This window comes from Burkholderia sp. Bp9140, from assembly GCF_003853425.1.
In the GTDB taxonomy this organism is placed as follows: Bacteria; Pseudomonadota; Gammaproteobacteria; order Burkholderiales; family Burkholderiaceae; genus Burkholderia.
Genome location: NZ_QTPQ01000003.1, coordinates 14,192 through 27,558, shown reverse-complemented (window position 1 = coordinate 27,558; position 13,367 = coordinate 14,192). Strand labels below are relative to the sequence as shown.

15 protein-coding genes are annotated in these 13,367 nt (G+C 63.8%); 6 read left to right on the top strand and 9 right to left on the bottom strand.

Annotation, left to right across the window (positions count from 1 at the left end):
* The first annotated feature begins 61 nt into the window (after nucleotides 1-61).
* A complete protein-coding gene (locus DIE21_RS03350; RefSeq protein ID WP_124496015.1) occupies nucleotides 62-952 on the top strand; it encodes an AidA/PixA family protein in 891 nt (296 codons plus the stop codon).
* 295 nt (nucleotides 953-1,247) lie between these two features.
* Entirely contained in the window at nucleotides 1,248-2,162 is a 915-nt protein-coding gene (locus tag DIE21_RS03345) for a LysR family transcriptional regulator (protein WP_124496013.1), read from the top strand.
* Here DIE21_RS03345 and DIE21_RS37075 read toward each other — a convergent pair.
* From DIE21_RS37075 to DIE21_RS03310, 8 genes are all read right to left on the bottom strand, one after another.
* Nucleotides 2,144-2,317, bottom strand: coding sequence for a hypothetical protein (locus DIE21_RS37075; RefSeq protein WP_185642724.1), 174 nt, complete (start codon nucleotides 2,315-2,317; stop codon nucleotides 2,144-2,146). The two genes, DIE21_RS03345 and DIE21_RS37075, sit on opposite strands and share 19 nt — an antisense overlap.
* A gap of 56 nt (nucleotides 2,318-2,373) precedes the next feature.
* Entirely contained in the window at nucleotides 2,374-3,093 is a 720-nt protein-coding gene (locus tag DIE21_RS03340; RefSeq protein WP_124496011.1) for a hypothetical protein, read from the bottom strand.
* 21 nt (nucleotides 3,094-3,114) lie between these two features.
* Nucleotides 3,115-3,570 (bottom strand): nuclear transport factor 2 family protein, encoded by a 456-nt coding sequence (locus DIE21_RS03335; RefSeq protein ID WP_260432270.1) that lies wholly within the window; start codon nucleotides 3,568-3,570, stop codon nucleotides 3,115-3,117.
* Nucleotides 3,571-3,591: 21 nt separating this feature from the next.
* Nucleotides 3,592-4,353 carry an SDR family oxidoreductase gene (locus DIE21_RS03330; protein WP_124496009.1) on the bottom strand — a complete coding sequence of 254 codons (762 nt, stop codon included), beginning with the start codon at nucleotides 4,351-4,353 and terminating at the stop codon, nucleotides 3,592-3,594.
* Between the two features lie 30 nt (nucleotides 4,354-4,383).
* A complete protein-coding gene (locus DIE21_RS03325) occupies nucleotides 4,384-4,668 on the bottom strand; it encodes a DUF3237 family protein (RefSeq protein ID WP_124496007.1) in 285 nt (94 codons plus the stop codon).
* Nucleotides 4,669-4,710: 42 nt separating this feature from the next.
* Nucleotides 4,711-5,511, bottom strand: a complete 801-nt coding sequence (locus tag DIE21_RS03320) for an alpha/beta hydrolase (RefSeq protein ID WP_124496005.1) — start codon at nucleotides 5,509-5,511, stop codon at nucleotides 4,711-4,713.
* A 141-nt stretch (nucleotides 5,512-5,652) separates the two neighbouring features.
* The gene (locus DIE21_RS03315; RefSeq protein ID WP_124496003.1) at nucleotides 5,653-6,657 is read right to left on the bottom strand and encodes a LysR family transcriptional regulator; all 1,005 of its coding nucleotides are present in this window, start codon (nucleotides 6,655-6,657) and stop codon (nucleotides 5,653-5,655) included.
* A 240-nt stretch (nucleotides 6,658-6,897) separates the two neighbouring features.
* Nucleotides 6,898-8,007 (bottom strand): alkene reductase, encoded by a 1,110-nt coding sequence (locus DIE21_RS03310; protein WP_124496001.1) that lies wholly within the window; start codon nucleotides 8,005-8,007, stop codon nucleotides 6,898-6,900.
* A gap of 263 nt (nucleotides 8,008-8,270) precedes the next feature.
* On the opposite strand from DIE21_RS03310, the gene DIE21_RS03305 reads away from it, so the two are divergent.
* Both DIE21_RS03305 and DIE21_RS03300 read left to right on the top strand, forming a co-directional pair.
* Nucleotides 8,271-8,942 carry a glutathione S-transferase family protein gene (locus DIE21_RS03305; protein WP_124495999.1) on the top strand — a complete coding sequence of 224 codons (672 nt, stop codon included), beginning with the start codon at nucleotides 8,271-8,273 and terminating at the stop codon, nucleotides 8,940-8,942.
* A gap of 358 nt (nucleotides 8,943-9,300) precedes the next feature.
* Nucleotides 9,301-10,389 carry a LysR family transcriptional regulator gene (locus DIE21_RS03300; RefSeq protein ID WP_311767429.1) on the top strand — a complete coding sequence of 363 codons (1,089 nt, stop codon included), beginning with the start codon at nucleotides 9,301-9,303 and terminating at the stop codon, nucleotides 10,387-10,389.
* A 269-nt stretch (nucleotides 10,390-10,658) separates the two neighbouring features.
* On the opposite strand, the gene DIE21_RS03295 is transcribed toward DIE21_RS03300, so the two are convergent.
* Nucleotides 10,659-10,952 (bottom strand): DUF4148 domain-containing protein, encoded by a 294-nt coding sequence (locus DIE21_RS03295; RefSeq protein ID WP_124495997.1) that lies wholly within the window; start codon nucleotides 10,950-10,952, stop codon nucleotides 10,659-10,661.
* Nucleotides 10,953-11,095: 143 nt separating this feature from the next.
* On the opposite strand from DIE21_RS03295, the gene DIE21_RS03290 reads away from it, so the two are divergent.
* Together DIE21_RS03290 and DIE21_RS03285 are read left to right on the top strand one after the other, a co-directional pair.
* Nucleotides 11,096-11,677 (top strand): MarR family winged helix-turn-helix transcriptional regulator, encoded by a 582-nt coding sequence (locus tag DIE21_RS03290; protein ID WP_409364613.1) that lies wholly within the window; start codon nucleotides 11,096-11,098, stop codon nucleotides 11,675-11,677.
* A gap of 116 nt (nucleotides 11,678-11,793) precedes the next feature.
* Complete coding sequence (locus tag DIE21_RS03285) at nucleotides 11,794-13,311, top strand: efflux transporter outer membrane subunit (RefSeq protein ID WP_124495995.1); 1,518 nt, start codon at nucleotides 11,794-11,796, stop codon at nucleotides 13,309-13,311.
* Nucleotides 13,312-13,367 lie beyond the last annotated feature (56 nt).

Here is a 13,367-nt window from a genome sequence, read left to right as displayed (position 1 = left end):
GGCAGGCGGGCGGCCGCACGGCGGTCGCCCGTGTCATTTTCTTGTTCCGGAGGAAGCGCCCATGTCTGGACTTCGTTGCGATGTACTCGCGATCGTCGACGCCGTCACGTTGCTGTCGGCTTACCCCGATGCGAGCCGGAACGCCGATGAGCCGACTGTGATCGACGGCCGGCACATCTACGTCGTGAGCCCCGGCGACACCGGACAGCTCGGCCACAACGACAGCCGGCTCTTTGCCGGCCTGCAGCCGGGCGACCAGATCAACCTGCGCGAAACGGCGCTGGCGCTGCGCGCCGAGGTGAGCGTCCTGTTCATCCGGTTCACGTTGAAGGACGCGGGCATCGTCGCGCCGATCGTCGCGGAGCTGCGCGACGCCACGATGCCGGTGCCGAATGCCGATGATCCGCTCCAACCGGAATGCGGCCCGAGGCAAGACCACTATTGGCGCAGCGACGTGCTGGCTGAGGGCGCCACTTCATGTACGGCAGATTTCGCCGTACTTGACCGCGACGGTGCCGTTTCGGGTTATTTCCGCTGGGAGACGTCGATCGAGATCGACGGGGGCAAGCCGGATTCCAAGCAACCGGACTTCAAGCCGTCGTCGGACCGCAACGGCAATTTCAACCTGCCGCCCAATACCGGCTTCAAGGCGATCTTCTACGCGAATGCCGCGTTCAAGCAAGACCTCAAACTGTTCATCGACGACGCGACCGAACCGGCTGCATCGTTCCTGGGGAACAGCGACGATGGCGTCAGGCTGTTCATCTTGAACTCGAGCGGCGGAAAAATCCGGATCGAGGCGTCGGCCAATGGCAAAAAATCCGCAGTGGATGCGCGATTGGCGCCGTTGTCGGCAGGTGATCGGGCCTGGCTGGGCTGGCTCGGCGCCGAGGACGGTGTCGATGCCGACTTCAACGATGGCATCGTCATCTTGCAATGGCCGATCAGCTAAGCGGCGGGTTGAAGCAGAGGGTCGCGGTGCTGGCGATGACTTCCGGAGAGCGCGAAAGCACTGCCACATCGAGACGCGCGTGCGATGGAAATGGTGTGGTGCCACCTGGATCCCGCAATCTCATGTCCAACCCGAGTTCACCGAATCAGCGTTGCATGGCACGATGTGGCCGGTTGCGTATGCTGGCTTGCGATGAAATCAGCCGCCAGCGACAAGCCGGACATTGTCGGTTGCCGCCTGACATCCGCGACGAGATGCTGACAATTCCATTTCAACTCGTCCTTGAGATGCGGCCATGGATTACATCGAAAGCATGCGGATTTTCCGGACGGTGGTCGAACTGAAGAGCTTCAGTCGTGCCGCGGAACATCACGGCATGGCGCCACCTGCCGTGTCGCGGACGATTTCGGCGCTCGAGCAGAAGATGGGCTGCAGGCTGTTGAACCGCACGACGCGCCGCGTGTCGCTCACGGAGGCCGCCGAGCGCTTCTATGAAAGCTGCGTGCACGTCATCGACGAGGTGGACGCGGTCGAGGCGGAAGTTGCCACGCAGACGCGCGAGCCGAGCGGCGTGTTGCGCCTCGTCGCGCACACGACCGCGACGATCCACCGGCTCGTTCCGCTGATCGCGGCCTTCAAGCAGGCGCATCCCAAGGTTGCGCTCGACATAACGCTGACGGAACGCCCGGTCGACTTGGTCGGAGAAGGCTATGACCTCGGGATCGTCGTGCCGTTCATGCTGATCAGCGAGACGACTGTCGTCCGTCGGCTCGAGCGAATCCCTTTCGTCATCGTCGCTTCGCCGGACTATCTGAAGCGAACCTCGACGCCTCGGCACCCGTCCGATCTGAACGACCACCTGTTCGTGCCATTGTCGCCGTCCATCCGTCGTCCCGACCTGCGCTTCCTGGTGGACGGGCATGACGTGACCGTCGCGCTTCGCTTCGACGTGTCGTCCAACAGTTCCGCGTTCAACCGGGAAATGGTATTGCGGGGCTTCGGCATCGGCATCGCGCCGCTGGCACTGATCGATCGAGAACTGGCATCAGGCACATTGCAGCAACTGCTGGCCGATTTCCCGCTCGCCGACGAGAGTATCGAGCTCCAGCTCGCCTACAGCAATCGCACGCTGCTGCCAGCGAAGGTGCGTGCGTTCATCGATCATGCGGTCGCTTTCTTCGGCGCGTCGGCTCAGGCCGGAACCGGCTGAAACGCGGGGTAATCGACATAGCCCGTGGCGGTCGCCCCATAGACATTCGGCCAGTCGATGTCCGCCAGCGGCGCATCGGCGGCGAAGCGCGCGTTCAATTCGAGCATGCCGAGCCGGATCGGCTTGAGCAGGGGCTGGTGGTTGTCGGTTTGCATGGTTTTCCGTGAGTCTTGTCGGATGTGCGCGGTCAACGCATGGCCAGCGCGAACGCTTATTCGGTGTGGAAATCGATGCGACGAAAGTCGATCGATACGAGTAGCGGCTCGGCCACTTTTTGTCCCGCACCGTCGTACGCGAACACGCGGCGCGACATCGGGACGATGACGCCGTTGACTTCCTGATAGTTCGACGCATAGTTGGCACCGGGCGCGCCGTCCATCACGTCGACCGTGTAGTCGTGCCGCCGCAGCAAGCCGTCCTTGCCGAAGTAGGAAATCTGCTCGCGGCTGTGACTGGCGATGGAATCTGGAAACGTCACCTTCAGGCGCCTCCAGACCTCGCCGTTTTCTTCCCAATCCGGTAGTTCTTCCGTTCGGAAGCCTGGGTAGGTATAGAGAAACGGGATCGTCAGATACGTCCAGAGCGCATAGCCGGTGAAGTACAGTGCGTGCAGTCGGTCCCACGGCGTCATCTGGGTTTGGCCCCGATAAGACTCACGGGGATCGCGCAGCATCTCGGCGGCTCCCCCGTGTGACGAATCGATGCGGACGACGTCAGGTGCGAAGCTGCCTTGCCAGCCACCCGACGACGCGATCGCAACGTGCTGGCTTCGAAGATCGGCCCACAACCCGATATCGTTGAACAGGCCCGGTTGACCTTTGACATGCCAGATTGCACCGCCGATATCGAGTGCCGCCGAAACGATCCGCTGCCTCGACCAGTTATCGATCCCGCCGTGAGCGGCCAACGCGTGTTCGAGTAACGTGCTCATCGCATTCTCCTGGTGCGCGCGTCACTGCTCGCCGGGAAACGCATGCCCGAACATCGGGTGGCCGCCCGCCGATTCGCTGCGCTTCGCCTCGTTCTGCAACACGTCCCAATGCTCGACGAGCTTGCCGTTCTCGATGCGCACGATGTCAATTGCGACCAGTGCGACAGGGTTCGCCGAATTCGTGTAGCGGCTGTGTATCCATACGAAGTCGCCATTGGCGGCGACCATGTCGTATTCGAACCGGAGATCGGGCATCGAATCGACGAGGCCGAACAGCCCGTCGCGGCCCGCCGGCACAAGCTGGCTGTGCTGCACATAGTCGTCCGCCCAGAATTGCGCGGCGCGATCGTAGTCCTTCCGGTTGAACAGCGTATCGAGTGCTTCGAGAACGAAAGCGATATTTTTCTCTTCGGCTGGGGTGGTCATGATGTGTGTTCCTGTAATGGTTTTCCCGGGACGGTCGGCGCGCGTCGGCATCTGCGCGGCGTGCGTGCGGCGTCATTCCACGGGAATCGGGTTATCGACGATGAACTGGTTGAACTGCTCGACGAACGCGTGCTCGTTCGGCCCGGCGTTATCGCGCAGCGGCTTCGCTGCTTCGACGATGACTTCGGTCGTCGCGGTTTCGAGAAGCTTCATGGTTTCCGAGATGAACGCGTCGACCGGCATCGCGCGCGGGTCGCCGCTCTTGTGCACGAGATCGGTGTCGACCCACGGCGGCGCGATTTCGAGCACACGCACGCTGGTGTCGCGCAGCACGAACCGCTGCGACAGCGTGTACGAGTGGATCGCGGCCTTCGTCGCCGAATAGAGCGCAGTCGCCGCGAGGGGCACGTACGCGAGCACCGAACTGTTGTTGATGATCGTCGCAGCGGGCTGCCGCTTCAGATGCTCGACGAATGCGGCGCTCACGCGCACGGGGCCGAGCAGGTTGGTGTCGACGAGGCGCACGGCCTGCTCGTCGTCGAGCGGGCCGCCTGCGTCGTCGAACGGCATGATGCCCGCGTTGTTGATCACGACGTTCAGCGTCGGATAACGGTCGGTCAGTTGCGCGGCAACCGTGCGGATCTGTGCTGCGTTGCCGATATCGAGTTCGATGGTATCGATGCCGGGGTTTTGCTGCGCGATTTCATCGAGCAGCGCCTTGCGCCGGCCGGCAACGATGACCTTGTTGCCGCGATGATGAAGCGCTTGCGCCAGTGCGCGGCCGATGCCGGACGTGCCGCCGGTGATGAAGATGGTGTTTCCAGTGAGTTTCATGATGACGTTTCCCGATTGAGGAGAGGTTGTTCAGAGCACTTCGAATGCGCTGTAAACCGGACCGTCGCGAAAGCGGTGGCCAGTGCCGACGGCGATCACGCGATTGAGCCAGTCGCTGCTTCCGTCGATCACCTGGCCGGATAACCTGTCGCCTTCGAAACGTCCCGAAGGCACGATGCCGACCGGGCGGAACGGACCGGGCGTCGCGCCGACCATGACGAGCGGCTTCACATCGAGCTGCATGACGAACAGTGGGCGCGTGCGCACCGTTTGCAGCCCGTCCGGTAACTCATTGAATGCGGGAAGCGTGTTCATAGGGGTTGTGTCCTGGGGATTTTCCGGTGGTGATGGTGACCATCAGCCGCCCGCGAGATGCCGTTGGAGGAAGCTGCTCGCCGCGAGCAGCGTGGGCGCGTGAGTTGCGATACCGGCGCGCGTCGTATTGGCGTAGCGTGCGCATTCGGTGGGCACGCCCGCGGCGATGAGCGAGGCGGCGTACTGTTCGGCTTCGACATGCAGCGGGTCATGCTCGACGCTGGCAATGAATGCGGCCGGCAAGTTGGCAAGGCGGCGCGATTCGAGCGGCGCGGCATAGGGATGAACGCGCTGTGAAAGCATCGGCAGGTACGCCCGGTAGCTGGCGGTGAGTGCGTCGATGGCGGGCGCTGCCTTCGCCGCGTATCGACCGACTCGCGTCATGCCGGGATCCAGCAGTGGCGCGAACAGAACCTGTGCGCGGATGCCTGCATCGCCGCGGTCGCGCGCGATGGCGGCGACACAGGTGGCGATATTCCCGCCGGCATCGTGACCCGCGACCGCCATCTGCCGCTTGTCCGCGCGCACGCCGCTGGCTTCCGCCCGTACCCACTGCAGGGCGCGATGCGCGTCTTCGACGGCATTCGGAAAGGGAAACCTCGGTGCCAGCGAGTAGCCGACCGAGAGCACCCATGCGCGCACGTGCAGCGCGAGCGTCTCGCATGCCGTATTTGTCTCGTCGAGCGAGCCGGCGGTGAACCGACCGCCGTGGAAATAGAGGATGATCGACAACGGGTGCTTCTGTGTCGACGACGGTCTGAAGCTGCGCATCGCGATCGGCTGGCTATAGCCGTTGATGCGAACTTCTTCGACCAGCACACCTGAATGGGAAACGGTAGACATACCATTCAACGCGCAGCGTTCTCACTCACATGAACAATGCACGAATTCTGGTCGTTGACGCCGGGCCGATAAATCCTGGGCTTGCCTCAACAGTGTTCTCTCGAAGAGAACAATATTTCGTCTTGCTTTGGCGGGGCCCGCTTATGCGATCGGCTCCACGTCATCTCCGGAAAGGTCGATCACGTCGTCTTCCTCGACGTCGGTGCTCGTCGGGCGGCACCGCGCATCCGTCTCCGGCGTGCTGGACATCAGGTGGCTGGTGCGAAAGAGCTCGGCGATCCAGTCGACGAACGCGCGCACGGTGGCGGAGAGATGCCGGCTGTGTGGATATACCGCGGAAATGGGCAGCGGCGGCGGCTTCCATTGCGACAGAATCTCGACCAGCGCACCCGATTCCAGGTACGGCAATGCCATGAAGCGGGCGCCCTGGACGATGCCGAGACCCTGCAGCGCGCTGCCCAGATAGGCTTCCGCGTCGTTTACGGCGATGGCGCCGCGCATCTTCACCTCGACGACCTTGTCGTCGATTTCGAACGTCAGGGGCATGATTCGGCCCGTACGCCCCCAGAAGTAGTTCACAGTGCGGTGATTGGCGAGTTCATCCAGCGTGCGCGGGGTGCCCGACTTGTGGAGATATCCGGGGCTCGCGACGGTGACGCCCTGATAGACGCCGACACGCCTGGCCACCAGCGACGAATCCTGCAGGGTGCCGATACGTACCACGCAATCGATACCCTCCTGGACCAGGTCGAGCGGCTTGTCGCCGAGGCCAAGCATCAGGTCGATTTCCGGATAGCGTTCGTGAAAGTCGCCCAGCGCGGGCATCACGATGAGGCGCCCGAGCGCGCCGGGCATATCGACCCGCAGCCTGCCACGCGGCGATCGCTCCTTGCCGAGGAACGAATTCTCGATGTCGTCGATGTCCGCGAGGACGCGCATGCATCGCTCGTAATACGCCGCACCATCGGGCGTGAGGTTGAGGCTGCGCGTTGTGCGTTGCAGCAGGCGCGCTTTCAGATGCGCCTCGAGGCTCTGGATGATCACGGTCACGCGTCCCCGTGTCAGGTCCAGCATGTCGGCCGTGCGCGTGAAGCTCTTCGTTTCCACGACGCGCGTGAAGACTCTCATCGCCAGCACGATATCCATTGGCTGCACCTCGTCGGAATCACACGTTGAAAATGCAGACGGCCCCCGACGCGCGTCAGGCGCGTGGGAGGCCGGAAAAACGGGCGAGCGGAAGACGCATCGGTCGACGCCGCGGCGCAGCGTTCGAGGCGGTATCGACCGGTCACACCCAGCGCGCAGTCTAAACCGACGCTGTCAATGCCGCCACACGCAGGCCCGGATGCCGGTCGCCCGGTGCCTGTTCGCAGGTGGCGCGCGGTTTCATGCCGCGACGGATTCCTCGTCGTAGGACGGATAGTCCGTGTAGCCCGCGTCGGTGCCGCCGAAGAACGTCGAGCGGTCGTACGCGTTCAGCGGCAAGTTGCGACGCAGGCGCTCGGGCAGGTCGGGATTGGCGATGAAGTGCCGGCCAAAAGCGACGAGATCGGCGTCGCCGGACTGGAGAATCGCTTCCGCGCTGTCGCCGTCGAAACCACCCGCGGCGATGATGGGGTGGTGAAAGTGCGCCCGGAGCATGTGGGCAGCGACGGGGCGCTGGTCACGTGCGTCGTTCTCCGCGGCGCCGGCGATGCGCGGCTCGATGAGATGCAGGTATGCAATGCCGAGTTTGTCCAACTCCGAAGCGACGTAGGTAAACAACGTCCGCGGGCTGCTATCGAACATGTCGCCAAAGGAGCCGCTCGGGGCCAGCCGGACGCCGACCTTGTCCGCGCCCCACACCGAGATGGCGGCGCGTGTCGTGTCCAGCAGCAGGCGGGCGCGGTTGGCGATCGAGCCACCGTATTCGTCGCTACGCTTGTTGCTACCGTCCTGCAGGAACTGATCGAGCAGGTAGCCGTTCGCGGCGTGGAGCTCCACGCCGTCGAAGCCCGCCTTCACGCCCCGTTCGGCTGCCGCACGAAAACGCTCCACGATGCCGACGACTTCCGCCGTTTCCAGCGCGCGGTTCGGCGTATTGGGCACCCATCCGGCGTCGGTGTGGGCAACACCGCCATGCGGCACTTCGGACGGCCCGACGGGGCGGCCGCCATCGGGCTGCAGTTCGGCGTTCGACTGGCGGCCTGCATGATACAGCTGCAGAAAGATCCGGCCGCCTTTGGCGTGCACGGCATCGGTCACGGTTTTCCAGCCCGCAATCTGGCTGTCGTCGTAGAGGCCCGGCGCACCGAGATAGCCGTTGCCGTTCGGCGCGGCGATAGTGGCCTCGCCGATCAGGAAGGCGCCGGGCGAGGTGCGCTGCGCGTAATACTCCGCCATCAATCGGCCGGGCCGCGCGCCGCTTTCAGCGCGCATGCGGGTGAGGGGTGCCAGAACGACGCGATGCGCGAAGTCGTATGGTCCGACCGCGATTTTCGAAAAGAGCTTCGACATTTTCTATCTCCACAAATGGGGAATTCAGTAAGAAACCGGATGGGTCACGGCCGGGAGAGGCCGGCGAACGGCTTCGCTTGGCGGCAATGTAGACGTTGGCAACTGCGAGAAAAACAGCCGCGCGGTTGACACACTTCGGACACGTGTGTCCGCAATCGCCGATGTCGGGCGGCGGTCGCAACGCGTGCATCCGCGAATCCGTGCATGAATGGGCTTAGACTTGAGCGGTTCCGCTGTCCGACCCATACCGCTGGAGAATTCCGATGAAACTGGTGGGCCCGTGGTTGTCCGGCTATACGCGCCGGGTAGGCGTAACGCTGAATCTTCTGAACATTGCGTTCGAGCATCTGCCATATCACGCCTACCTTCAGCCCGAACGAGTCAGCGCGTTCAGCCCGATGAAGCGGGTGCCCGCGCTGCAACTGGACGACGGCCAGGTGCTCATCGACAGCAGCGCGATCGTCGACTATCTGGACAGCCTCGTGCCGCCTGACCGGCACCTGATGCCGGCGGGCGGCCCATCTCGTGTGCATGCGATGCAACTGGTGAGCTATGCCACGGCCTGCTACGACAAACTGGCTCGTTACTGCGACGAACTGATGCTGCGCCCCGAATCGTTTCGGCTGGCGCATTTGCAGGCCGGCTACCAGGAACAGATGCAGATCGGGTTCGGCATATTGAATGACACGCGCGCGGCACCATGGATGCTCGGAGCACACATCTCGCAAGCGGACATCATGACCGTGGTCGCGTTCCAGAGCGCCATGGTGGTGGTGCCGCACGCGGTCAACAGCGCAGCGTTCCCTGAACTGGCTGCGCTCGCACAGCGCGCGATGCAATTGACGGCGTTTTCTTCGACGCTTCCCGATCCGGACGACCTGCAAGCGTCGGGGCTCCTTGGCACCGGCAGCGAAGCCGGGCAGGAGCCGGGCTGACCGTGATGGGTTCGCAGGCCATTGTTCTGGCGCGGAGAACTATCATGTCTTTTTTCGCGCCTTTATCCGGCAAGCGATCATTCCGATAATTCAGCCATTCGAAGGACGCGGCGCGCATCGCGTCGCGACTCGCATGCGCCTTTCGCTCGCCCGTATGTCGAGCCGATGGCGCGCACGTCAGCCACTGAAACGGAACGCGCGTTTGTGCCGAACCTCGGTTCCGGAACGACGCCGGTTCGGCACACATGCCCTCGGGCGACGAAGCCAGGATGAAATTCGACTGCGAGCGGATCGATGCGAAGCAGCGCTACGGTTCCGGCGGTCGTTGCGCGACGAGGCGTGATCGAGGAGCCATGCAATGATCAGGATGGACACGCCAGCCAAGCGTTCAATGCCGCTCGACGTGCCCGTCGAGAACGGACGGTCGAGCGGCGCGATGGAGCGCATGAGCGGCATCGCCATCTTCACGCGTGCAGCCGAAGTATTGAGTTTTTCCGAGGCAGGGCGGCAGCTCGGGATTTCGGCGTCGGCGGTCGGCAAGTCCATCGCGAGGCTGGAGACACGCCTCGGCCTTCGGCTGTTTCACCGAAGCACGCGCAGTGTGCGTCTCACACCTGAAGGCGAACTCTTTCTGGCGCGCTGCCAACGCGTTCTTAACGAGATCGTCGAAGCGGAATCGGAGCTGGCCGTCTCGCGTGCGATGCCCGCGGGCCGCCTGCGCATGAGCGTTCCGCTGGTCGGCATGCTGTTGACGCCGGTACTGGCGGCGTTCATGCGCAAGTACCCGGAGGTACAGCTCGACGTCGACTTCAGCGACCGTATCGTGGACGTGATCGAGGACGGCTTCGATGTTGTCCTGCGAACCGGCGATGCCGCCGATTCGCAATTGACCACGCGCACGCTCGGCCATTTTTCGCATGTGATCGTGGCCTCGCCGGCGTACCTTCTGGAGCACGGCGTGCCGGTCGTGCCTGAAGATCTCGTCATGCATGCGTGCCTGCAGCACCGTTTCCCGCGAACCGGCCGCTTGCGGCAGTGGTCGTTCGCACGCGACGGCGTCACGTTCGAGGTCGAGCTTCCTTCGACGGCGACCGTGAGTACCGTCGAGCCTCTGATCGTACTGGCCGAGCAGGGGCTGGGCCTTGCAAGCGTGCCTGAATTCTCGGTGCGCGAACAACTGGCCCAGGGGACGCTCGTGGCCGTGCTGCGAGACTTCACGGCTGACCGCGTTCCCTTTCGCGCCCTCTGGCCCTCGGGACGCATGATGGCGCCGAAGACGCGCGTGTTCGTCGATTTCCTGAGCCAGCATCTCCTGCCGGACACGGGAGAATTCGTGGCAATGTCGACGATCGCGAATTCATCGCAGCTCGACAGGGGAGTGTCCGGTGCCGCAAACCGCGGCCATGAACACGAACACGAGTACGTCGGCCGACATGCCCGGGTGTGACTCGATGAAGTCCAACTCCAGGCCAGCGCCATATGACCAAGGGTTCTAACGAATTATGGCGCGACGCCGTTAGCCAGGTGATCGCCGTCGACGGCGCCTACCTCAGCCGCCACTGACGGCGCGCGGGTAATGCGCTGCCTTGATTCCTTCCGCCCCCTTGCAAAGACAGATTCACCGCGAATTCGAGTAGTCGGGCCGGATCGCGCCGCGGTGACGCGCGAGCGCCACGCCGGATCGGCGGCAACCGGCGGCCATGTTCCGCACGCAGTTCATTTCCGCACGACATTCAGCGGAGCGCGCGCTTCGGCCTGAGCCAGCGCCTGTTGGTCGCCGACGCCGGCCGCATCGACGCCCTGGGCAGCCCGCCGCCGGGCAATTTTCGCTTCGGCGGCCTGCAGGCTTTCAATGTAGTAATAATTCATCGGGTTGTAGCCGGCCTGCTCGAGCTGGATGAGTTCCTGACGGACCTGGGCACGCGTCAGCGGCTGACTCGACTGCGCAAGCGCGAATGCCGGTGCGACGAGTGCCGAGGCGACGGCGATGATTCGGATCAGGAATTTCATTGCGATTACCTCCGGAGATTGGGCGACGCCACGTATGTCGAGGCCGTTGACCGGAGCTTAGGAGCGGGCGTGGACCCGATAAATGCGCGTCGCTCCAATTCAATATTCCGCTTTGGACAAAAGTGCCGATGCGGTGCCTTCCCTTGACTGACCAACCCGCCGAGCCGTTCGTCAAAAGGGCACGTCTGACGCACCGACTGCTCCGGCCGCCGATCCTTGCGCAAAACGACAATAAATTCATGGCGCGATCGCCATCGCAAGTCGGCACCGCGGTCATTACGCTTCGGGTCATGGACTCGAATGAATTCCCCGATGACGACTGTTTCGCGCTGCGCCAGGCCTCCCGACATATCTCGAGGCTCTACGAGCGCCACCTGTCCGAAGTCGACATCACGCCCACGCAGTTCAGCATCCTCGGCATGCTGGATCGTCATCCGCATTCGACGATGACCGAGCTGGCCAGGGCGATGGTGATGGACCGGACGACGGTCGTCCGGGCGCTCCAGCCGTTGCTCAAGCGCGCGCTGGTCGTTGCGTCGGGGAAGGGCGAGGGTCAGCGTCGGTTGCGCTTCGTGCTGACCGAGCGAGGCGCAGGGAAGCTGGACGAGGCGACGGCCTACTGGATCGCCGCGCAGGACAGCTTCGAACGCAGCTTCGGCGAACAGCAGGCGGCGCATCTGCGCAGCGAACTGTTTCGAATGACGCGCGACGAGTCCGAACCGTAATCACGCAATAACCGATTCGTGCAGACCGGCGTACCGGCATGCGAATCCGTTGATGTCGATAAGTGCATATGCACAAAATGGTTTTGCCGAATTTCTAACCTGACGAGCGTAAAGAAATGGAAACGATGAACCCCTCCCGCCCCAAGCCGCGATCGAGTGCGCTGACGGCCTCGATCGGTGCGATGACGCTGGCGTTGAGCCTGGCCGGATGCGTGAATTTCGCCGGCATCCATAGCGACAAGCAGATCGCATCCCCTGCGAAGTTCGAGACGAAAGCGAGCCTGCCGGCCGAAGGCGGACAGTGGCCCGCGATGGACTGGGCCGGCCAGTTCGGCGATCCGCAACTGCCCGCGCTGATCGACGAGGCATTAAAGGGCAACCCGACAATCGACCAGGCGCGCGCCCGCATCGAGCGCGCCACGGCGTACGTGGGCAGCGCAAAGTCGACGCTCTATCCGCATGCGACGGCCAGCTACGCATGGACGCGCCAGCGTTATACGGAAAACGGCATCGTGCCGCCGCCGTACGGCGGCTCGTGGCAGAGCGAGAACACGCTGCTTGCGAGCGCATCGTGGGATCTCGACCTGTGGGGCAAGAATCGCGAACGACTGCGCCAGGCGGTCTCGTCGGAAAAGGTGGCGGACGCCGAGGCCGAGGAGGTGCGCATCACGCTCGCCGCATCGGTGGCGAGCACCTATAACCGGCTGGCCCAGCTCTACGCGCTGCGCGATATCCAGGTCCGCGAAGTCGGCAACCGCGAGACGATCTCGCGCATCACGAACGGCCGCGTGAACGCCGGGCTCGACAGCAACGTGGAGCGGCAGACCGCCTACGGTGAAACCGCGACGAGCCGTTCCAGTGTCAGCGATCTCGACGGGCAGATCTCGACGGTGCGCTACCAACTCGGCACGCTGCTCGGCGCCGGTCCGGATCGCGGCCTGCAGATCGCGAAGCCGTCGCTCGGCACCGGCGCGCGTGTCGCATTGCCCGACAACCTGCCGGCTGACCTGCTGTCGCGCCGCCCCGACATCGTCGCTGCGTACTGGAAAGTGGATGCGGCCGTTCACGACGTAAAGGAAGCGAAGGCGGAGTTCTATCCGGACGTCAACCTGTCGCTGGCCGCAGGCCTCGATGCATTTGGCTGGGGACGCTTCCTGACGGCGGGCAGCCGGACGCTGCAGGCGGCGCCCGCGATCCATCTGCCGATCTTCGACGCCGGCGCGCTGCGCTCGCAACTGAAGGGCCGCTACGCGGACTTCGACTACGACGTCGCCACCTACAACCAGACGCTGATCAATGCGCTGTCGGATGTCGCGACCCAGGTCACGCAAATCCGCTCAACGGACACGCAACTGGTCGACGCGCGGCAGGCGCTGGACGCGCAGACCAACGCGTATCAACTCGCCGTCGCGCGCTACCGGGCAGGGCTGACCCAGCAACTGCAGGTGCTGAACGCGGACGACAACCGGCTGGCGGCCGAGACGGCCGTCGTCAATCTCGAGATGGGGCGCCGCACGCAACAGATCGGCCTGATCCGCGCGCTCGGCGGCGGCTTCGACGCGTCGAGCGCCGGTCTCGCCGCGACGGCACAAACCCCGATTCCCGGATCGCCGGCACCCAAGGCGGCGCAATGAACGACTTGTCCGGTGCGGATGCTTGCGCCGGACGGCAAGACACATACCCCAAACTT

What these genes read in the sequence shown, in the direction of transcription:
- DIE21_RS03350 (WP_124496015.1), top strand. Translation starts at nt 62, where the DNA reads ATGTCTGGACTTCGTTGCGATGTACTCGCGATCGTCGACGCCGTCACG.
- DIE21_RS03345 (WP_124496013.1), top strand. Translation starts at nt 1,248, where the DNA reads ATGGATTACATCGAAAGCATGCGGATTTTCCGGACGGTGGTCGAACTG.
- DIE21_RS37075 (WP_185642724.1), bottom strand. Translation starts at nt 2,317, where the DNA reads ATGCAAACCGACAACCACCAGCCCCTGCTCAAGCCGATCCGGCTCGGC.
- DIE21_RS03340 (WP_124496011.1), bottom strand. Translation starts at nt 3,093, where the DNA reads ATGAGCACGTTACTCGAACACGCGTTGGCCGCTCACGGCGGGATCGAT.
- DIE21_RS03335 (WP_260432270.1), bottom strand. Translation starts at nt 3,570, where the DNA reads ATGCCGACGCGCGCCGACCGTCCCGGGAAAACCATTACAGGAACACAC.
- DIE21_RS03330 (WP_124496009.1), bottom strand. Translation starts at nt 4,353, where the DNA reads ATGAAACTCACTGGAAACACCATCTTCATCACCGGCGGCACGTCCGGC.
- DIE21_RS03325 (WP_124496007.1), bottom strand. Translation starts at nt 4,668, where the DNA reads ATGAACACGCTTCCCGCATTCAATGAGTTACCGGACGGGCTGCAAACG.
- DIE21_RS03320 (WP_124496005.1), bottom strand. Translation starts at nt 5,511, where the DNA reads ATGTCTACCGTTTCCCATTCAGGTGTGCTGGTCGAAGAAGTTCGCATC.
- DIE21_RS03315 (WP_124496003.1), bottom strand. Translation starts at nt 6,657, where the DNA reads ATGGATATCGTGCTGGCGATGAGAGTCTTCACGCGCGTCGTGGAAACG.
- DIE21_RS03310 (WP_124496001.1), bottom strand. Translation starts at nt 8,007, where the DNA reads ATGTCGAAGCTCTTTTCGAAAATCGCGGTCGGACCATACGACTTCGCG.
- DIE21_RS03305 (WP_124495999.1), top strand. Translation starts at nt 8,271, where the DNA reads ATGAAACTGGTGGGCCCGTGGTTGTCCGGCTATACGCGCCGGGTAGGC.
- DIE21_RS03300 (WP_311767429.1), top strand. Translation starts at nt 9,301, where the DNA reads ATGATCAGGATGGACACGCCAGCCAAGCGTTCAATGCCGCTCGACGTG.
- DIE21_RS03295 (WP_124495997.1), bottom strand. Translation starts at nt 10,952, where the DNA reads ATGAAATTCCTGATCCGAATCATCGCCGTCGCCTCGGCACTCGTCGCA.
- DIE21_RS03285 (WP_124495995.1), top strand. Translation starts at nt 11,794, where the DNA reads ATGGAAACGATGAACCCCTCCCGCCCCAAGCCGCGATCGAGTGCGCTG.